The sequence below is a fragment of the Flavobacterium azizsancarii genome (assembly GCF_027980145.1).
In the GTDB taxonomy this organism is placed as follows: domain Bacteria; phylum Bacteroidota; class Bacteroidia; order Flavobacteriales; family Flavobacteriaceae; genus Flavobacterium; species Flavobacterium azizsancarii.
This window is the reverse complement of record NZ_JAMZNK010000023.1, coordinates 44,850-65,386: the sequence shown is the minus strand read 5'-3', so window position 1 is coordinate 65,386 and position 20,537 is coordinate 44,850. Positions and strand designations below refer to the sequence as shown.

Below are 20,537 nucleotides of genomic sequence, written 5' to 3'. Positions count from 1 at the left end.
TGAACTTGAAATTTTCCAAATGCAGGACAATCTTCTAAAAAACAAAAAAATAATCCTATTCGACGGTGTTTGTAATTTATGCAACGGCGCGGTCCAGTTTATTATAAAAAATGATAAAAAGGATATTTTTAGATTTGTGGCCTTGCAATCAGAATTAGGAATTGAAATTTCCAATTATATTGGTGTTGATCAAAAAAAAATTGATAGTATTATTTTATACAATCCCGGAGTAGCTTATTATTACAAATCTTCAGCAGTTTTAGAAATTGCAAAAAATTTAGGAGGTTTTTATAATCTGATGTTTGTTTTTAAAATTTTCCCTGAGAAGTTTAGAAATTATGTCTATGATTATATTGCTAAAAATCGATACAAATGGTATGGCAAGAAAGAAAGCTGCATGATTCCTACTCCGGAATTGAAGGCTAAATTTTTATAAAAAGTTGGCACACGGATTTTACGGGTTGAACAGGTTTGTACAGATTTTTTGTTTTTGTGATCTCGAACGAGAAAGCTTAGTTAGTAATTCTTTAATAAAATTCACTTTATGATTTACTTTGCGGAACTTTGACTCTGTTCAGTCTGACAGAATTGTAAAAAAAATAAAATTTCTTTTGAAAACGACTGCCCTAGCCTTGATAGAAACGAAAATCCTTTTTGTTTTTTCTTTAAAAATAAAAAAATTGTAGTGAATAGCAGGAAATAGCTCCTAATTCTTCGTGAAATATTACGGACATTACTTTTCGAATAAATCATTAAAAATAAAAAAAAGCCTCAAATTCTAAGAACTTGAGGCTTTTACTTTTAATCAGAAATTATTATCTAATCAACTTTCTGTATTTCAAACGTTTTGGAGTTAAATCACCACCTAAACGTTTCTTTTTGTTTTCTTCATATTCAGAGAAACCTCCTTCGAAATAGTACACTTCAGAATCTCCTTCGAAAGCTAAAATGTGCGTACAAATTCTGTCTAAGAACCATCTGTCGTGCGAAATAATTACGGCACAACCTGCAAAATTCTCTAAACCTTCTTCTAGTGCACGAAGTGTGTTTACGTCCAGATCATTCGTAGGCTCATCCAGTAAAAGTACGTTTCCTTCTTCTTTTAATGTCATTGCTAGGTGTAAACGGTTACGTTCTCCACCAGATAACATTGACACTTTTTTATTTTGCTCGCCTCCACCAAAGTTAAAACGTGACAAATAAGCTCTTGAGTTAACTTGTTTTCCGCCCATCATTACTAATTCCTGACCATCGGCAAAGTTTTCCCAAATAGATTTATTTGGATCAATGTTAGAGTGTGATTGATCTACATAAGCGATTTTTACAGTTTCACCAACTGAAAATTCTCCGCTATCTGTTTTTTCTTCTCCCATAATCATTCTGAAAATCGTAGATTTACCAGCACCGTTTGGTCCGATAATTCCAACAATTCCAGCTTGTGGCAAAGTAAAATTCAAATTATCATATAATAATTTATCTCCAAAAGCTTTGGCAACATTTTTAGCTTCTATAACATTTGTTCCTAAACGTGGACCATTTGGAATGTAGATTTCCAAGTTTTCATCCAATTGTTTTTGGTCTTCATTTAATAATTTATCGTAATTCTGTAAACGTGCTTTTTGCTTTGTTTGACGGCCTTTTGCTCCTTGACGAACCCAGTCCAACTCACGTTCTAAAGTTTTTCTACGTTTAGAAGCTACTTTTTCTTCTTGCGCCATACGGCTTGATTTTTGGTCTAACCAGGAAGAATAATTTCCTTTCCACGGAATACCTTCTCCTCTGTCAAGCTCTAAAATCCAACCTGCCACATTATCAAGGAAGTATCTATCGTGTGTTACAGCAATAACAGTTCCTGCATATTGTGCCAAGTGTTGCTCTAACCAAAGAACAGATTCAGCATCAAGGTGGTTAGTAGGCTCATCAAGCAATAATACATCCGGTTGTTGCAATAACAAACGACATAAAGCTACACGACGGCGCTCACCTCCTGAAAGGTTTTTAATAGGCGTATCACCTTCCGGAGTACGCAACGCATCCATTGCAATTTCAAGTTTAGTATCGATTTCCCAAGCACCAAGAGCATCAATTTTGTCTTGTAACGCCGCTTGACGGTCCATCAATTTATCCATTTTATCCTGATCTTCGTAATTTTCAGGAAGACCAAATAAATCATTTATTTGATTGTATTCTTCTAAAACTGCGATAGTTTCGGCAGCTCCTTCACGAACAATTTCGATTACAGTTTTAGAATCATCAAGAATTGGTTCTTGCTCTAAATAACCTACAGTATATCCAGGTTGAAAAACAACATCTCCCTGATAATTTTTATCAACTCCTGCGATAATCTTTAATAAAGAAGATTTTCCTGAACCATTAAGTCCAAGAATACCAATTTTAGCACCATAAAAGAAGCTCAAGTAAATGTTTTTAAGCACTGGCTTATCTGCTCCCTGATAGGTTTTGCTCAATTTTTGCATTGAGAAAATTACTTTCTTATCGTCTGACATTCTATTTATTTTTAATTTTTAATTATTTATTTTCTATTTGATCTGTATTGCAATTGAAACTTGATTAAACTCTACCTTTTAAAGCATTAAAAACCCAGGCATTAGCAAAGAAACCAACACCAACTGCTACAAATCCCCAACCAGATACGTCTCTATATCTAAAAGCACCAAGACCTATAAGTAACAATCCCATAAGTACCATTATAAAAGTAGCCCATCCTAAAACGGTATTTTTATTCATTCCCATAATTGTGTAATTATTATTTTAAAGTAGTAATTTTTTCAGAGATGCAAATATCGTGAATTTTCACGGCTTAATTAAATATTTTATACAGCATTTCTTTTAATAAATCTCCTTGGGACAAAGCATTTGCTCCCACTCCTTTACTTTTCACATCGACATCACGCAAAGCTCCTATAATCTGACTCACTTTTCGCATTGGGTAGTTTTTTATGGCTAAATCATATTCTTTTAAAAAATATGGATTTACACCAATAACTGTGGCTACATTTTTGGGGTTTTTATCCTTGAGTCCATGATATTTTAAAAGCTGAATAAAAAAACCAAAGACCAATCCGGTTGTCATCACTAATGGATATTCTTTAGGATTATGTGCAAAATTTTCTGCTATTTTATATGCTTTAAGCTGATTGCGTTCGCCAATTGCTTTTCGAAGTTCGAACACATTATAATCCTTACTGAAACCAATATTTTCCTCGATATGTTGTGGTGTAATTACAGTTCCCTGAGGTAAAATAATCTGTAATTTCTCCAGTTCATTATTAATTTTACTTAAATCTGTACCTAAAAATTCAACCAACATAGCGTTTGCCTTGGGATCGATTGTATATTTTTTACCAGCAAGAACACGCTTTATCCAGTCACCAACCTGGTTTTCGTATAATTTTTTACTTTCGTAAACGATTCCTTTTTGAGCTAGTAGTTTGGTTACTTTTTTACGTTTATCAAGTGTCTTGTATTTGTAGCAAAAAACCAAAACCGTAGATTCCATTGGATTATTTACATACGATTCTATTTTATCAATTGTTCTCGATAAATCCTGTGCTTCTTTTACAATAACAACCTGGCGATCAGACATCATAGGATAGCGCTTAGCCGTTGAAACGATATCTTCTACAGAAACATCTCTTCCGTATAATACCGTTTGATTGAATCCTTTTTCTTCTTCCGAAAGTACGTTCTGCTCAATATACTCTGATAATTTATCTATGTAATAAGGTTCCTCACCCATTAAAAAATAAATTGGTTTTATATTTCCGGCCTTGATATCATTAACAATTTTTACAACTTCGTCCATTCAATAATCTTATTTCAAGTTTGGGGTTTCACATTCTGGCTTCAATTAGTTAAAACTTTAATTTGAAACCTCAAACTATTTTATATTTTTGCGCTATGCAGCAATTAAATTTTCCTTCTTATACTTTCCGATTCAAAAATAGCGAAAATAAAGTGTCTATTTTTGATGAAATCAGGAAAAAATTTATCATTCTTACTCCGGAGGAATGGGTGCGTCAGCATGTCGTTCATTATTTAATTGACGAAAAAAAGTACCCTAAATCCTTAATCAACGTCGAAAAAGTTTTAACAGTCAACGGATTAAGAAAAAGATACGATGTTGTAGTCTTTAATACTGATGGCTCTATACATATATTGGTAGAATGTAAAGCGCCTAGTGTAAAAATTTCTCAGGCAACTTTTGATCAGATTGCCCGTTATAATATGACAATGCAGGCACGATTTTTGAATGTTACAAACGGTCTGAATCATTTTTATTGTCAAATGGATTTTGAAAATGAAAAATATCTCTTTTTAAGAAATTTGCCAGATTATAACGAATAAAATAATACTAAAAATTAATAAAATTACTTTTGAATAAAATAGCTGTTGTCATTTTAAATTGGAATGGAGTAAAATTGCTGGAACAATTTTTACCCTCAATTGTTCAGTTTTCAGAAGGTGCCCAAATCTATGTCGCTGATAATGCTTCGACAGACGATTCTATAAACTTTATCAAATTAAATTTTCCTACCATTAAAATAGTTGTAAACACTGGTAATCATGGCTTTGCAAAAGGCTATAATGATGCTTTACAACATATTGATGCTGAAATTTATGCCTTGGTAAATTCAGATATTGAAGTAACTGAAAACTGGCTGAAACCCATTATTGAAACTTTTGATAGTGAAAAGCAAACTGCTATAATTCAGCCTAAAATTCTTGATTTTAAAAATAAGGAATACTTTGAATATGCCGGTGCTGCCGGAGGATTTATAGATAAGTATGGTTTTCCGTTTTGCCGCGGTCGTGTTTTTGATACTATTGAAAAGGACAATGGTCAATACAATGATTGTGAGCTCTTCTGGGCTTCAGGCGCTTGCTTTTTTATTAGAAGTGAAGTATATCGTGAATTAGGAGGTTTTGATGAAAGCTTTTTTGCGCATCAGGAAGAAATCGATTTATGCTGGCGCGCATCAAACGAGGGGCATATCATCAAATACAACTCAGGATCGACTGTTTATCATGTTGGAGGTGCAACCCTGCAACACGGAAATCCTAAAAAAACATATTTGAATTTTAGAAATTCATTATTGATGCTTGTCAAAAATTTGCCTAAAAAAGGTTTGTTTTTTGTTATTTTCTTCAGAATGGTTTTAGATGGTATCGCAGGTATCCGTTTTCTTACACAAGGAAAATTCAAACATACTTTCGCAATCCTAAAAGCGCATTTTTCATTTTATTGTATATCTTTAAAATATCTGAGGGAACGCAAAGATTTTCAAATACAAAAATACTATACCGTAAAAAGTGTCGTTTACTTGTATTACATAAAGAAATTGCTCGTTTTTAAAGAAATCTTTAACAGTAATCAAAATATTAAGAACTAAATTTGTAATCAACGTTTAATTAAATATAATACCTATGAGAAAAATAGTAATCGCACTATCAGTATTAATGGCCTTAACTTCGTGTGTATCGAAAAAGCAGTACGCAGCATTAGAAGCTAAGAACAAAGAAACCCAAGATTTATTAAACTCTTGCACCGTAAAACTAAATTCTTGTTTAGAGGAAAAAGCAGGATTGGCAGCTACAGCTGAAAGCTATAAAGCACATAATCAAGACTTAATAAGTACTTCTAAGGACTTAACAGTATTGACTACTAAAGGAGCAGAGAATCTTGAAAAATCTTTAGAAAGTTTAAAAGAAAAAGATTTAAAAATATCTAGATTGCAAGATGCATTAACTAAGAAAGACAGTGTAACATTAGCATTAGTTACAAGTTTAAAAGGGGCTGTTGGAATCAACGATCCGGATATCGAAATCAATGTTGAAAAAGGTGTAGTATTTATTTCTATCGCAGATAAATTATTATTTAAAAGTGGTAGCTATGATGTAACTGATAAAGCGAAAAGTGTTTTAGCTAAAGTTGCAAAAGTAGTAAATGACAAACCTGATTTTGAATGTATGGTTGAAGGTCACACAGATAACGTTCCTTACAAAAGCAACGGAGTTTTGTTAGACAACTGGGATTTAAGTGTTAAACGTTCTACTTCTATTGTTCGTGTATTAACAAATGATCTTGGAGTTAACCCTGCTAAATTAATCGCAGCTGGTAGAAGTTCTTATGTACCATTAGTAGCTAATGATACTCCGGACGACAGAGCTCGTAACAGAAGAACTCGTATTGTTGTTATGCCAAAAATCGATCAATTTTATGATATGATTGAAAAAGAAATGAAAAAACAATCGAAATAATCTACGTTTTTTACATACTTTATTAAATAGAAAAAGCAGGTCAATTGACCTGCTTTTATGTATCCTTAACTTTTTTAATAACCAATTAAATATAAATTAAGAATAGCATTATCTTTAAACTAACTAAATTTTAACTAATCTAAAGTTAGTTATTTATTTTAGATTATTATACAATTTCAGTATTTTTTTACAAAATCCTTATTTAGCTATTCTTATATAGTTGTTTACTACAAAATATCAATATCTCCTTTTCCTTCTCTAATAATAACTGGTTCATGCTCTGATAAATCTATAATTGTAGAACCCACATTATCACCATAACCTCCATCGATAACGAGATCAACTAGATTTTGCCATTTTTCAAAAATTAATTCCGGATCTGTAGTATACTCAATTACATCATCTTCATCACGAATAGAAGTCGATACAATTGGGTTTCCTAATTGTCGAACAATTTCTAGCGCAATATTATTATCCGGCACACGAATACCTACAGTAGTTTTCTTTTTAAACTCTTTAGGTAAATTGTTATTTCCTGGCAAAATAAAAGTATAAGGTCCAGGCAATGCTCTTTTCAAAATCTTAAAAGTAGATGTATCAATCTGACGAACATAATCAGAGAGATTGCTTAAATCGTGGCAGATAAAGGAGAAATTAGCTTTCTCTAATTTAACTCCTTTTATTTTCGCTATTTTTTCTAAAGCACGAGAATTGGTAATATCACAACCTAAACCGTAAACGGTATCTGTTGGATAAATTATTAAACCTCCGTTTTGAAGCACTTTTACCACTTTGGCAATTGCAGCTTCACTAGGTTTATCGGGGTATATTTTTATGAACTCAGCCATTTTTTAAAATAAAGATGTTAGATTATGGAATAAAGACTACTCTTTATTCCTTTTATTTTTTTTAAGTAAATAACAAAATTCCAATTGAAAATAGATTTAATCTTAAACTAAAAAGATATTTATTCTTTTGAAAAATTACGAAAAATTATTAAGCTGAAAAATCAAATCTGATGATCGAAAATTGACTTTTTAAAATATATTTCCATTTTTTTTCTATATTCTTTTCTTATCCTACGACATCTAATTTAGCAAATCTTAGCAACAATTTCTTGATTCCTCCAACTTCAAATTTTATTTCCGCTTTTTTGTCGGCACCTACCCCTTCTAAATTCACAACTTCACCTTTCCCAAAACGTTCGTGCATTACAACATTGCCGATAGTTAAACTATTATCAAACAAATTAGGTGCTGAACTATTCTGATTATTACTGGCAACCGGTTTCAATTTTCGAATATTAAGATCCGCTTTGGGTTCGCTATTTCCATTGTGCTTCACAGGTGGAGTTGATCCAATGGGTTTTGCCAAACGTAATTTTGATTTATCTACATCTCCGAAGATATCCCCATCAATTGGCGATTTATATCGGTAATTACTTTCTGCAGGAGTCAGATATTCAAGATATTGTCCGTCAATTTCTTCAATAAAACGTGAAGGTTCACTATCTGTTAATTTTCCCCAACGGTAACGCGATTGTGCATAAGTTAAATATGCTTGATGTTCTGCACGAGTTAAAGCTACATAAAATAAACGACGTTCTTCTTCTAATTCGCTTCTCGTACTCATACTCATTGCACTAGGAAACAAATCTTCCTCCATACCAACCACAAAAACATGAGGAAATTCAAGTCCTTTTGCTAAGTGAATTGTCATCAGCGCAACACGATCTTCGTCTGATGTATCTTTGTCTAAATCAGTCGCAAGCGCTACATCTTCCATAAATTCAGACAAAGCCCCTCTCGCACCATCAATTTCTTTTTGTCCTTCAGTAAAATCTTTTAAACCATTTAGAAGCTCTTCTATGTTTTGAATTTTTGCCATACCTTCTGGTGTAGCATCTTTTTTAAGCTCCTGAACTAATCCTGTTTTCTTGGCAACATAATCAGTAATATAAAAAGCATCCTGATTTTGATCAATCACCTGAAAATTCTGGATCATCGTCACGAAATCATTGATTTTATTTTTCGTTCCTGTGTTTAATTTCAAGTCAATTTTATCAATATTCACCATCACTTCCCAAATCGAACGTTTGTAGTGGTTGGCAGCAATTGTCAGTTTTTCAACAGTCGTATCACCAATTCCACGTGCCGGATAATTGATTACTCGAACCAATGCCTCTTCATCTTTTGGATTAATTACCAAACGTAAATAACACAAAACATCTTTAATCTCTTTACGTTGATAGAATGACAATCCGCCATAAATTCGATACGGGATATCACGTTTTCTTAAAGCGTCCTCCATTGCACGGGATTGTGCATTGGTACGATATAAAATCGCAAATGAACCGTTATGAAGCTGGTTCTGCATTTTTTGTTCAAAAATCGTACTCGCTACAAATCGACCTTCTTCAGCATCTGTTAAACTTCTGTGGACTTTAATTTTTTGACCAAAATCATTTGCAGTCCAGACTATTTTATCAAGTTTGGTTTTATTGTGCTCCATTACAGTATTTGCCGCTTCAACTATATTTCGCGTTGAACGGTAATTTTGCTCTAAACGGAACATTATTACGCCTTCATAATCTTTCTGGAAATTCAAAATATTATTAATATTCGCTCCACGGAAAGCATAAATACTCTGCGCATCATCGCCAACAACACAAATATTCTGAAATTTATCTGACAACGCTCTTACAATCAAATACTGTGAGTGATTTGTATCCTGATACTCATCAACCAATATATAGCGAAAACGGTTTTGGTATTTGGATAATACTTCTGGAAAACGAGTTAATAGCTCATTGGTTTTCAGCAATAAATCATCAAAATCCATTGCTCCTGCTTTAAAACAACGATCTACATAGTGCTGATAAATCTCTCCCAATCTTGGTCTTTTTGCCATTGCATCAGCCTCGACCAATTCAGGATCGTTAAAATATGCTTTTACTGTAATCAAACTATTTTTATAATTTGAAATTCTGCCCAGAATCTGTTTTGGTTTATAGACGTCGCGATCAAGCTGCATCTCTTTTATAATAGAAGAAATTAGTCTTGCCGAATCCTGAGAATCATAAATCGTAAAATTCGATGGGTAACCTAAATGATCTGATTCCGCACGAAGAATACGTGCAAAAATCGAGTGAAAAGTTCCCATCCAAAGGTTTTTTGCCTCCGTTGCTCCTACAATATCAGATATCCTGTGTTTCATCTCACGGGCGGCCTTATTGGTAAAAGTAAGCGACAAAATGTTGAATGCATCAACGCCCTGAGCCATCAAATAAGCAATTCTAATTGTTAAAACACGAGTTTTTCCTGAACCTGCACCAGCAATAATAATCATTGGCCCGTCTTTCTTTAAAACAGGCTGTCTTTGTGCTTCATTGAGTTGGTCAATGTACTTTTGCATGAAATTTTTCTCCATAATTAGTGCAAAAATAAGAATTATTGATTGAAATAGCTACTAAGTTATTAAGGTTCTAAAAGGGATGCTGTTTTTTTAAACCATATAAGTAATATAAGTCCATTTAATCTGTATTACTTGTAATACTTCTCTAAATCAAATTTAAAATATTTATTTGAGCTATAAGTTATAATGCCTTACATCAATTATTTAGACCAAAAATTATTTATAAAATACATCATAGGCAAATCGTATCAATGTACCGATTACTACAATTAAAAAGAAAATCCTAATAAAGCCATTTCCTTTATTAATTGCTAATTTAGCACCAAGCCATCCTCCAAGTCCGTTGCTAATTGCCATAGGAATTGCAATTGACCAAATGATCTTTCCTTTTATCATAAACAAACATATAGATCCAAAATTAGTAGCCAGATTGACCATTTTGGCATTTGCTGAAGCATGCAAAAAATCAAAGCCTAAAAGAGCAATAAAAGCCACTACAAAAAAACTACCGGTTCCGGGACCAATAAATCCGTCATAGAAACCAACAATTATACTAATAATAACGGCATAAAATATTTGTGTTGCAGGAGAATGATCTTTTGCAACATGCTGCCCAAAATTTTTCTTTGCATAGGTATAAACAAATAATAAAGACAATACTACCAGCAAAAGCGGCTTCATAAAATCATTACTTACCATCGTTAGCAAAGTTGAACCTAAAAATGCCGACGGAACGGCTAAACACATCATGATCAACAGCAACCTCCACTGAATCACAACTTTTTTCATATATTGAAATGCGGCAAAAGCAGTTCCGCTAAAAGCCGGAATTTTTAACGTTCCAATAACTGTTGAAACTGGTAAATTGGGTAATAAAATTAATCCCATTGGTGTCTGTATCAATCCACCACCGCCAACAATTGCATCAATAAATCCCGCAGCGAAAGCAGCCAAGCAAAGTAAAATTATAATATATGAATCCATTAATATTGTATTTCAGGCAGTTTTGAAAGTAATGTACAAAAGTAGACTTCCGTTTTGTTTATTACAATTAATTTAAAGTGGATTTCTCCCTAAAAATTATATTTTTGTTGAAAATTTGAACCAAATGGATTTTACAAGAATTATAGAATTGGCCAGTTATACTTTACCAGCTATTGTTACAGGATTTGTTGCTTACAGTTTTTTTGAATTACATATAAAAAACAATGATAAAAAGCACAATTTTTTATTGAACAAGGAAGCGCATAAAGAATCTTTACCAATACGCTTGCAGGCTTATGAGCGAATGACATTGTTTTTAGAGCGTATTAACCTGACGAAATTACTTATAAGAATTGCGCCAATTTCTAACGAAAAGCATGATTACGAAAACTTTCTAATCGATCAGATCGAGCATGAATTTGAACACAATCTGACACAGCAAATATATATGTCTGACGAATGTTGGACAATTATTACAACTGCCAAAAATTCGACTATCCAAATTATCCGTAAAGCAGCTATGAGCGATCGTGTAGAAAATGCAGATAAGTTGCGTGAGAAACTTTTGAATGATTTATTAGAGAAACAATCTCCAAGTAATGCTGCTTTAGGCTATATTAAGAATGAAGTTGCCGGATTGTGGTAAAATTGCAGTTTGACAAGATTGATTATGATTTTATTTATCTTGTCAAATTTTTATTTCCACCATTTTTGATGTGGTTCATCTACCCAGCCATTTTTTATGTATTTTTTTGATATACTTAATTCCCCTGCTCCTATATCAAAATCGCAATTTGTATTAGGTACACGATAATCTCCCCAATTGCATACTTTTTCTTTGCCGGAATTATTAGATTTCCAAGTGCCTACAAATGCATTATTGAAATAGCTATCTTTATGAATTTCAATATCATCGTATTTAATAAAACCATTTTTATCTACATAAAATATAGTTGCTAGCTTTCCTTGAAATTCTCCTGTGTTTTTTTGATTTTTATTTTCAACAAACTTATAATTGGCCACCAATAATCCCTGGCTTTTTATACCTGAATTTTTATATTCATCATCAAGTCCGAATTTCACTTTTTTAAGTTCTTGTATCTTTGTAATTGTTATTGTCCCAGCAAAATCACATATATTTGATTTAACCTGCGATTTGCCATTAACAATGTATTCATTTTTATTTTTATCATTTCTTTTAATCGAAATAAATTTTATTAATATTCTCTGGTAATTGTCACCAATAACGCCGTAGACATACTTGTTTTCTGTTTTATTCCATAAAACAGAAAAATCATTATTTGTGTATTTGTTTAGTTCGTTTTTTTGAAACAGTGCTGCATTATTCCAGATCGAAGTTCTGCATAAATTGTCCTGACTGAATGTATTTAAAGAAAACAAGAAGTACAGAAGTAAGGTTATATTTTTCATTTTAAAACACGTATTGAATGTCAATCTGAATTCTAAAAACAGGTTATTATTGAAAATTTTGTTCTAAAAAAGCCAAATCATTATCAGCCAAAGCTTTTAATATTTCTGTTGTTTTTTCTTCATTTTGATCTGTCAATTCAGAAATGAAATTTTTGTTGAGTTTTTCACTTAAGCCAAACCAGGTTTTTTGAATTTTAGCTCTTTTAAAAAATACATAAAATTCATATTTATCAGGTTTACCAACAGCAGATATTGACAGGGCATTTCTATTGCCTGAATTTTCAAACTCAAGCGAAGGTGAATGATATACGTTCTTTGCATTTTCCATCTCTTCCAGATGTAATTTCCATGGAAAATTTTGAAATGTTTTTATTATTTCCGAAGAATCAATCTTTCCCTTTTCAATAATTTTTGGCTTTGTTGGTTCGCAAACACTATGTCTAAATTCACTCATTTTTATTGAATCTGTTTTTTTTTTTTACAATTAAATAAATTACCTGTTATCACTCATTACCTCAGACTTATTCTGAGCATATTCATAGCCTTGTTCCCACCATTCTTTCATTACTTCCTTATTAAAAATAAGTGCATTATCAGTGAGTCTGGTTGGTGTGTAATATAAGTTAAGCTTTACATTCTTATTGTTTGCCATTAGTTTTCCTATAGCAATATCGTGTTTTTCAACCTGATCTAAGGCAATTCGGAACAAATCGATCATTAAAGAAAACGGATTTTTACCAATAACCGTTTTGGTCATATTAACTTCCGTTTCCAGAATGATTACGTCAATTTCTGTTGCACCACGATTAATAGCTTCACGAATAGGAACTAAACTAGAAAATCCGCCATCTCCGTATTCGTAGTTATTTTTTTCTACCAAACTCATGAACGGAACATAATTACTCGAAATCCATGACCAATCGCAAAACTCATCATATGTGCAATCTTTTATAGACTTATATTCCGATTCGTTTTTAGTAAAATTGGTTACTGTAATAACAACATCGCAATGCTGTTTTTTCAGCTTGTTAAAATCTGATAACGAGAAGTTTGCTTTAATGTATTTCTGCAGTCCTTTGCTTTCTCCAAAAGTTCTTTTTCCTTTAAAAAACTGACGTAAAACATTGAAGTGATTGATTGTAACAATATCAACTCCATCTTTAACTTTAACTACAAATGGGCAAATATTAAAGATTCCGCTCATTGTAACATTAGTATAAACGGAGTGAATTTTTTTTATCTGACCAAGCGCCAGATGCGGAATAAGTAAACTTCCTGTAGAAGTTCCTATAAACAAATCATATTCATGTTTTTTTTCCTCTATTAAATACTGCGCTACGCCACCAGCAAACGCTCCTTTACTTCCTCCGCCAGAAATAACCAATGCTTTCATAAATATATTGTAGGTTTTGTAATTATTTAGAAAATAGATTAGAGAATATAGAGAATAGAATATAGAGCAAAGATTTTCTATGCGCTCTAATTGATTACTTATCCTCTTACTTCTATTCTATATATTCTATATTCTATATTCTTTGTTCTATATTCTATATTCTTTGTTCTATTCTCTATATTCTTTATTCTATATTCTTTGTTCCTTATTCTTTCAACAAACGATTCAGCTGAAATTGTTCATCGGGGTTCAAATTAGGCAAAATTCTTTCAAACGAAGCACGCATTTCGGAATTTTTTAATAAAAACCTAATGGAGTCTCTTCCGAATTTAGAAAATTGCCACATATGATGTGTAGTTGCATTTACCAAATTTGATAATACCTGATCGTTTATAATTTTGAAAGAAAGAAGTTTCTCAAGTGCATTTTGCCTCGTTGTAGCTTCGTACTTTGTGGAAGAAAAAGCAATTAACTCCGAAACTAAATCTTCTGGATTATCACTATAATTTGGTGTCGACAAAGCCAATGAAAGCCATAAAGTTCGAAGATTATAATCGTTGAAACCAATCCAGTTTTTTGATTTGTTCAGATATTCTGTGCGATGATCAGGAAAATTTTTCCATAAATAATACAGGACAACTTCTTGGGTCTGATATGATTTGTCGTTCAGCAAAGTTTCGTATTCAATTCTAAAGCCTTCGGGAATTTTACTCAACGAAGCAGCAACAGCCTGACGAACTTGTATATTGTTAGTTTGCAAAGCGACCTGTAATAATTCTTTTTTATCTTCGTATTTCTCACTTTCTATTTGACTTACAATCGATTCTTTTACAGACTCATAAACATCCGATTCTAAAGTCTTTCTTAAAAAATCCTGTTTCTCGACCAATGGCGTTTTCTTTAGCTTATCAACTTCTAACCGAACCTGAATTGCTTTGTTTTTACTCAATAGAGCATTCGCCGCCGGGGTATCAAAAGCGGTAGATTCCAACCAGGTTTTCTGAAATTTTTCCAAATCAAAATTGGATACTTTTCTAATTTCATCAAAGAAATTTTGTGTATTAACAGTTTGATAAGCGTACTTTTTCAGATAACTTTTTATGGCTTTTTTGAAGGCTTTATCTCCAATAGACTCGTGCAAAACAAATAGTGCCCACGCTCCTTTTTCATAGAAAGTCAATGAACTTGCCTTAGCATTCAAAACCGGAATAGTATCAGATCTCGAAGCAAATTTTATCTGCTGCGCTGTCTGATATAATTTTGAATAGAAAAAATCGTCGCCATAAATCTCCCGTTCAGCCAATGCAGCATAATAAGTTGCAAAACCTTCCTGAAGCCAGTGATGTGTACTGTTCTCTGCCGTTATTAGATCGCCAAACCAGTGATGTGCCAATTCGTGAGCATCAACATTTGTATAATTACGATCTTCAAAACCTATTGAATCCACTACATAACGAGTTGCAAAAAGTGTAGTAGTGGTGTTTTCCATTCCGGCATACAAGAAATCACGAACCGGAATTTCTCTATAAACTTGCCACGGATACTTCACTCCTATTTCTTTTTCTAAAAAATCAAAAATACGTTTTGAATATCTGTAGGTTGGTTCAAAGCGATTGGTATCCTTATTTTCAAGATAATATTCTAACGGAATTTTAGATTTTGCCCTAAATTCTTTCTTGTCGTATTTGCCAATAGCAAGCATCAATAAATAGGAACTCATTGGATTTTCCATGCGATATTGCCAATGAATTGAATTTCCGTTTGATTTCTTTTCGCTTAAAATTCCGTTAGAAACTACCTGATAATCCTTGTCATATGTAATTCCCAAACTAAAAATCACTTTTTCTTTGACATCATCAAAACTCGGAAACCAGTTACTCGTATATCTTCCTTGTCCTTGTGTCCAGATTTGAACTTCAGAATTTTCAATGTTTACAAAATACAAAGCTTGCTTAGGTTTTGCTGAGTATTCAAAAGTAAGATGCTTCTCTCCTTTTTGAAAATTACTGATGATTTGCAATTCTTTGCCTGTATTGATAAAAAGCACGTCTTTATTATCAATTTGAACATGAGAAAATTCCATGTTTTTAGCATCGATTTTAATCGTATCAATAGGGTTTAGAATATCAAATTGATAAACAACCGTTCCTGAAACGGATTTTTCGGTTGCGTTTAATTTTAATTGTCCGTTAACCGATTTAAAATCAACGAATTTAGTTTGTTGCGCAAAAACGAAACTGGTAATAAATAAAAAGATGTATTTCATTGAAATGAATTTGAAGGCAAAATCCCAAAGTTACAAAGGTTTCGCTAACAAATCGAATGAAATTTGTATGTTTACAATAGAAAATTATTACGAAGTGTCAACACCAAAAAAAGCCTTATTTAACTGGAGCAGCGGAAAAGATTCTGCTTTGGCTTTATATAAAATAATACAGGATCCTGATTATAAAATCGAATATTTATTAACGAGTGTCAATCAGGAATTTCAACGAATTTCTATGCATGGTGTTCGTATTGAATTACTTGAAGCGCAAGCAAAAAGTATCGGATTGCCATTAAAGATTTTGCAGATTCCGGAAATGCCCACGATGGAAGTTTATGAGAACGTACTGACCGAAACTTTAATAGAGCTTAAAAATCAAGGAATTACACATTCAATTTTTGGAGATATTTTTCTGGAAGATTTACGTAAATACCGCGAAGATCAATTGGGTAAAATTAGTTTTGAAGGTGTTTTTCCTCTTTGGAAAATCCCAACCAAAGACTTAATTCAGGAATTTATATCACTCGGTTTTAAAACAATTGTAGTTTGCGTAAATGAACAATATCTGGATAAAAGTTTTGCTGGCCGAATTATCGATCAGGAATTCATAAACGATTTACCTAAAAATGTAGATGTTTGTGGTGAAAATGGCGAATTTCATACCTTTACTTTTGACGGTCCTATTTTTTCAGAACCAATAAAATTTGAAATAGGAGAAATCGTTTATCGCAAATACGAAAAACCTAAAATTCAAGATTCTTCTAATACTGCTTGTGATGCTAATACAAGTAATCCTTTTGATTTTGGATTTTGGTATTGTGATTTGATAGTTTAAAAAAAATGCTGCTAATTTTACTTTTTTTTTGCAAATCTAGATTTGTCGAACTTCATGAAATACGCAGCAAAACTATTTTATTTTCTCATTCAGAATACATCGCCAACAAATTAGTAACCGTATTCCAGTTTCTAATAGTCGCTGTAACATTTAGTTTTTTCTCAATATATTTTTGATCGAATCTTGTTTTTCCTGCTCCAACAGCGTATTTAATAAAAATCCTGTTTCCGTCAATACTCGCTTCATCAGGTTTAAACTGGCTGATTTTTAAGTCATTTATATTTTCACTTTTTAGAGCTACAGAGACAAAAGCGACATAAAGTTTTTTCATGTCCAGTTCTTTTTCTTTTAAAAATGGACTATTCTTAAAACACAATTCCAGATCTTGTTTGGTAATGACAATTGTAGGAACTTCATGTCCAAAAACCTTAAAAATTTCCTGTTTGATCATAAAACCCACTTTCGAAGCACTTTCTTCGTCGGTGTCAACAAAGACATTTCCGGATTGTAAATAGGTTCGCACATTTTGAAAACCAATATTTTCTAACATGGTTTTCAAGGCTTCCATTTTCATCATATTGTGGCCGGAAACGTTGATTCCTCTTAAAAGCGCTAAATGTGTTGTCATTTCTAAAAATTAAAATAAAAAAAATAAAGAGCATTCAATAACTTAAAATTAAATACTCTTTTATATCCCTGCAAACTTACAGCTTTTTATTTCGACTTTTTATATATCAATCCCGGGCCGTCGCACATTTGCCATGAATTTACCAGTAATCCTTCTTTATTAATAGAAAGATCCTCGATTAAATTTCCAGTGCAAGTCCCTATAATATCATTGTTTTCTTCATAAGTTAATTCAAAATGTGTTTCATTATCGAGCTTTTTAACTGCAAATTTACCTGTGGCAGTAGTTGTTTTGTTGTCTTTTGTTCTTGTCTTTGTGAATGTTTCATCAGTATTAAAAACATAAGATTCCTGCCAGCCTAACTTATCAAAGATAATATTGGCCGGTCTAAAACCTGTCACTTCAATTAGTTCCCATTTTCCATGATAATCAGATACCTTTGGTGATTTTGCTTTTTCATTTGAACAAGAAATGAAAATTAACATTAGAATGACTGCAATCCCTATTTTTTTCATTTATTTTAGTTTTTAAGACTTTGTATATTTAATAGATTCTTATTGTGTTAAATGGTTGCTTCGTTTAATAAAAAAATAATGCTTATATATTATTAAATTTTTTTGTACCTTATTACTAAAGGCTTTTCGATTAAATCAAAAACTACAATAAGACTAAAAAATCATCATTATAATTTTCAGATTTTTATTTTTGAGATCTGATAACACTTTTAAATTTCCTAATTAAAATCTATCTTCGCTTACTAAAAGAGAATAGAAAATAGAGCATAGAAAACAGATCAAAATCTTTTTTCCATATTCTTAAATCAATAATCTAAAATAAATTAATGTTTAATAATCTCCTTGAAACCCCAATTGAATACTTAAAAGGTGTTGGTCCCAATCGTGGCCAATTGCTTCGTAAGGAACTGGGTATTCATAAATATCGAGATTTAGTTAATTTTTTTCCGAATAGATATATTGACAGAACCCGTTATTACAAAATTAATGAACTTCAAAATACAGGTGCTGAAGTTCAGATTATAGGTAAAATCATCAATGTCAAAACTGTTGAGTTTGCTAAAAACAAAAAGCGTCTGGTGGCCACTTTCGTGGATGATACAGGACAAATAGACCTGAATTGGTTTCAGGGACATAAATGGATACGTGAAAGTTTGAAACTAAATGAAGTTTGCGTAATTTTTGGAAAATGTTCTCTCTACGGAAGTCAGTTTAGTATGGCGCATCCGGAAATTGAATTGCTAAGCGAGCATGAAAAAAGTCTTCGTTCAGCCATGCAAGCTGTTTATCCTTCGACTGAAACCCTGACCAACAGAGGTATTTCAAACCGCACTATCAATAAAATGATGGAGCAATTGTTTATTGAAACACAGGCTTTGTTTACAGAAACTTTTCCGCCTTATTTAGTCGAAGAGTTAAAGCTGATTTCAAAGAGAGCCGCTTTATTCAATATACATTTTCCTAAAAGTACTGAAGCTTTGGCAAAAGCACAATTTAGATTAAAATTTGAAGAATTGTTCTTTATTCAATTGCAATTAATTACTAAAAATCTGATTAGGAAACATAAAATAAAAGGACATCCATTTACAAAAGTGGGTGAATTTTTTAATGAATTTTACCAGAATCATCTGCCTTTTCAGCTTACAAATGCGCAAAAAAGAGTAGTTAAAGAAATCCGTTCAGACATGGGAAGTAATGCCCAAATGAACCGATTATTGCAAGGTGACGTGGGTTCCGGAAAAACTATTGTTGCTTTTTTAAGCATGCTTCTGGCAATTGACAATGGTTTTCAGGCTTGCCTGATGGCCCCAACAGAAATCCTGGCAAATCAGCATTTTATAGGATTATCAGAACTGGCCAATACATTAAACATCAATATAAAAATCCTTACAGGCTCGACTAAAATTGCAGCCCGAAGAATCATCCATGAAGAACTTGAAAACGGAAGTCTGCATATTTTAATTGGCACGCATGCTTTACTGGAGGATAAGGTAAAGTTTCAAAACCTTGGGTTGGCTGTAATTGATGAGCAACATCGTTTTGGAGTTGAACAGAGATCAAAACTGTGGAAAAAGAACGAGATTCCGCCACATGTTCTCGTGATGACAGCTACTCCAATTCCAAGGACATTAGCTATGAGTTTGTACGGGGATTTAGATATTTCGGTCATTGATGAATTACCTCCCGGCAGAAAACCAATTCAAACTGTACACAGATTTGACAGTAACCGCCTTAAAGTATGGAAATTCTTAAGAGACGAAATTGCTCTGGGAAGACAAATATATATCGTTTATCCTTTGATCCAGGAATCTGAAAAAATGGATTTTAAGGATCTAATGGACGGTTACGAAAGTATTTCGCGTGATTTTCCGTTACCTCAATATTCAATTTCGATATTGCACGGAAAAATGAAACCGGCAGATAAAGATGCTGAAATGAAACGCTTTTCTGAAGGTAAAACGAACATAATGGTCGCCACAACCGTAATAGAAGTTGGGGTAAATGTACCTAATGCAAGTGTTATGATTATCGAAAGTGCAGAACGTTTCGGGTTATCACAATTGCATCAGTTACGTGGCCGTGTTGGCCGTGGAGCTGAACAAAGTTATTGTATTTTAATGACGAGCTATAAATTAAGTTCTGACAGTAAAACCCGAATGGATACTATGGTTCAGACGAATGATGGTTTCGAAATTGCCGAAGTCGATCTTAAACTCCGGGGTCCGGGTGACTTAATGGGAACGCAACAAAGTGGTGTTTTAAACCTTCAAATTGCGGATATTGTTCGTGACCGGGACATTTTGGGTCTTGCCCGAAACTACGCCTTGAAAATTCTTAAAGAAGATGCGCCATTACAAAAACCGGAACATGCTATACTGAAAGCTATTTTTATTGAATTGACAAAAAAGAAAAACATCTGGAATTATATTAGTTAAGCTACAAAGGTTCTAAATAAAAAAAGATTAAATACTAAAATCTTATTTCAGCAAAGTGCACCATTTCAGGATTTAGAATCACAAACTCAAAAACCTAACGACTTAGTAACTACAAAGCTTAAAAAAGACACTTCATTGCAGTAAAAAAACATAGGTAAAAACACATAAAAAGTTTGATAGTTTTCAATTTGAATCTGATTCTCTAATTATTTCCAAAATAAATCGAATTCATTTTAAACCTTTTCCTAAAAACTATGTCCAATTACAAAAACTTAACATAAATAGCTGTTAAAAGACATTTAAAATTAACATTAATCAAGTGTTAAATAAAACCTAACATCTTTCGTTTTCGTT

19 protein-coding genes are annotated in these 20,537 nt (G+C 32.5%); 7 read left to right on the top strand and 12 right to left on the bottom strand.

Annotation, left to right across the window (positions count from 1 at the left end; all coding sequences use genetic code 11):
- Positions 1-19: 19 nt before the first annotated feature.
- Positions 20-436 (top strand): thiol-disulfide oxidoreductase DCC family protein, encoded by a 417-nt coding sequence (locus NJT12_RS14425; RefSeq protein WP_271336619.1) that lies wholly within the window; start codon positions 20-22, stop codon positions 434-436.
- A 379-nt stretch (positions 437-815) separates the two neighbouring features.
- On the opposite strand, the gene ettA is transcribed toward NJT12_RS14425, so the two are convergent.
- The 3 genes from ettA to holA form a co-directional block, all read right to left on the bottom strand.
- Positions 816-2,507 carry an energy-dependent translational throttle protein EttA gene (gene ettA, locus NJT12_RS14420; RefSeq protein ID WP_271336618.1) on the bottom strand — a complete coding sequence of 564 codons (1,692 nt, stop codon included), beginning with the start codon at positions 2,505-2,507 and terminating at the stop codon, positions 816-818.
- Positions 2,508-2,571: 64 nt separating this feature from the next.
- On the bottom strand, positions 2,572-2,754 hold the full coding sequence (locus NJT12_RS14415; protein WP_035680915.1) for a CAL67264 family membrane protein: 183 nt from the start codon (positions 2,752-2,754) through the stop codon (positions 2,572-2,574).
- A 67-nt stretch (positions 2,755-2,821) separates the two neighbouring features.
- A complete protein-coding gene (holA, locus tag NJT12_RS14410) occupies positions 2,822-3,826 on the bottom strand; it encodes a DNA polymerase III subunit delta (RefSeq protein ID WP_271336617.1) in 1,005 nt (334 codons plus the stop codon).
- 95 nt (positions 3,827-3,921) lie between these two features.
- Between holA and NJT12_RS14405 the strand changes: the two genes are divergently transcribed.
- Genes NJT12_RS14405 through NJT12_RS14395 form a run of 3 tightly spaced genes read left to right on the top strand, consistent with a single transcriptional unit; the run spans position 3,922 to position 6,282 of the window.
- A complete protein-coding gene (locus NJT12_RS14405; RefSeq protein ID WP_271336616.1) occupies positions 3,922-4,368 on the top strand; it encodes a type I restriction enzyme HsdR N-terminal domain-containing protein in 447 nt (148 codons plus the stop codon).
- A gap of 29 nt (positions 4,369-4,397) precedes the next feature.
- Positions 4,398-5,414 carry a glycosyltransferase family 2 protein gene (locus tag NJT12_RS14400; protein WP_271336615.1) on the top strand — a complete coding sequence of 339 codons (1,017 nt, stop codon included), beginning with the start codon at positions 4,398-4,400 and terminating at the stop codon, positions 5,412-5,414.
- A gap of 34 nt (positions 5,415-5,448) precedes the next feature.
- The gene (locus NJT12_RS14395; RefSeq protein ID WP_271336614.1) at positions 5,449-6,282 is read left to right on the top strand and encodes an OmpA/MotB family protein; all 834 of its coding nucleotides are present in this window, start codon (positions 5,449-5,451) and stop codon (positions 6,280-6,282) included.
- A 227-nt stretch (positions 6,283-6,509) separates the two neighbouring features.
- Here the strand turns inward: NJT12_RS14395 and NJT12_RS14390 are convergent, their stop codons facing one another.
- The 3 genes from NJT12_RS14390 to NJT12_RS14380 all read right to left on the bottom strand — a co-directional run bounded on the left by NJT12_RS14390 (position 6,510) and on the right by NJT12_RS14380 (position 10,680).
- Entirely contained in the window at positions 6,510-7,130 is a 621-nt protein-coding gene (locus tag NJT12_RS14390) for an L-threonylcarbamoyladenylate synthase (protein WP_271336613.1), read from the bottom strand.
- 226 nt (positions 7,131-7,356) lie between these two features.
- Positions 7,357-9,696, bottom strand: a complete 2,340-nt coding sequence (locus NJT12_RS14385) for an ATP-dependent helicase (RefSeq protein ID WP_271336634.1) — start codon at positions 9,694-9,696, stop codon at positions 7,357-7,359.
- A gap of 216 nt (positions 9,697-9,912) precedes the next feature.
- Positions 9,913-10,680, bottom strand: a complete 768-nt coding sequence (locus NJT12_RS14380) for a sulfite exporter TauE/SafE family protein (RefSeq protein ID WP_271336612.1) — start codon at positions 10,678-10,680, stop codon at positions 9,913-9,915.
- 124 nt (positions 10,681-10,804) lie between these two features.
- Here NJT12_RS14380 and NJT12_RS14375 point away from each other — a divergent pair, with 124 nt between their 5' ends.
- The gene (locus tag NJT12_RS14375; RefSeq protein WP_271336611.1) at positions 10,805-11,326 is read left to right on the top strand and encodes a DUF7935 family protein; all 522 of its coding nucleotides are present in this window, start codon (positions 10,805-10,807) and stop codon (positions 11,324-11,326) included.
- A 50-nt stretch (positions 11,327-11,376) separates the two neighbouring features.
- On the opposite strand, the gene NJT12_RS14370 is transcribed toward NJT12_RS14375, so the two are convergent.
- The 4 genes from NJT12_RS14370 to NJT12_RS14355 all read right to left on the bottom strand — a co-directional run bounded on the left by NJT12_RS14370 (position 11,377) and on the right by NJT12_RS14355 (position 15,770).
- Positions 11,377-12,111, bottom strand: coding sequence for a hypothetical protein (locus NJT12_RS14370; protein ID WP_271336610.1), 735 nt, complete (start codon positions 12,109-12,111; stop codon positions 11,377-11,379).
- A 46-nt stretch (positions 12,112-12,157) separates the two neighbouring features.
- Positions 12,158-12,565 (bottom strand): hypothetical protein, encoded by a 408-nt coding sequence (locus NJT12_RS14365; protein ID WP_271336609.1) that lies wholly within the window; start codon positions 12,563-12,565, stop codon positions 12,158-12,160.
- Positions 12,566-12,604: 39 nt separating this feature from the next.
- A complete protein-coding gene (locus NJT12_RS14360) occupies positions 12,605-13,504 on the bottom strand; it encodes a patatin-like phospholipase family protein (RefSeq protein ID WP_271336608.1) in 900 nt (299 codons plus the stop codon).
- A 205-nt stretch (positions 13,505-13,709) separates the two neighbouring features.
- Complete coding sequence (locus tag NJT12_RS14355; RefSeq protein WP_271336607.1) at positions 13,710-15,770, bottom strand: M1 family metallopeptidase; 2,061 nt, start codon at positions 15,768-15,770, stop codon at positions 13,710-13,712.
- A 67-nt stretch (positions 15,771-15,837) separates the two neighbouring features.
- Between NJT12_RS14355 and NJT12_RS14350 the strand changes: the two genes are divergently transcribed.
- On the top strand, positions 15,838-16,605 hold the full coding sequence (locus tag NJT12_RS14350) for a Dph6-related ATP pyrophosphatase (protein ID WP_271336606.1): 768 nt from the start codon (positions 15,838-15,840) through the stop codon (positions 16,603-16,605).
- Between the two features lie 85 nt (positions 16,606-16,690).
- Here NJT12_RS14350 and NJT12_RS14345 read toward each other — a convergent pair whose 3' ends face one another.
- Complete coding sequence (locus tag NJT12_RS14345; RefSeq protein WP_271336605.1) at positions 16,691-17,233, bottom strand: DUF1697 domain-containing protein; 543 nt, start codon at positions 17,231-17,233, stop codon at positions 16,691-16,693.
- An 86-nt stretch (positions 17,234-17,319) separates the two neighbouring features.
- Positions 17,320-17,748: a hypothetical protein gene (locus tag NJT12_RS14340; RefSeq protein ID WP_271336604.1), complete on the bottom strand. Its 429-nt coding sequence runs from the start codon at positions 17,746-17,748 to the stop codon at positions 17,320-17,322.
- A 326-nt stretch (positions 17,749-18,074) separates the two neighbouring features.
- On the opposite strand from NJT12_RS14340, the gene recG reads away from it, so the two are divergent.
- Positions 18,075-20,183 (top strand): ATP-dependent DNA helicase RecG, encoded by a 2,109-nt coding sequence (gene recG / locus NJT12_RS14335; protein WP_271336603.1) that lies wholly within the window; start codon positions 18,075-18,077, stop codon positions 20,181-20,183.
- The last annotated feature ends 354 nt before the right edge of the window (positions 20,184-20,537 follow it).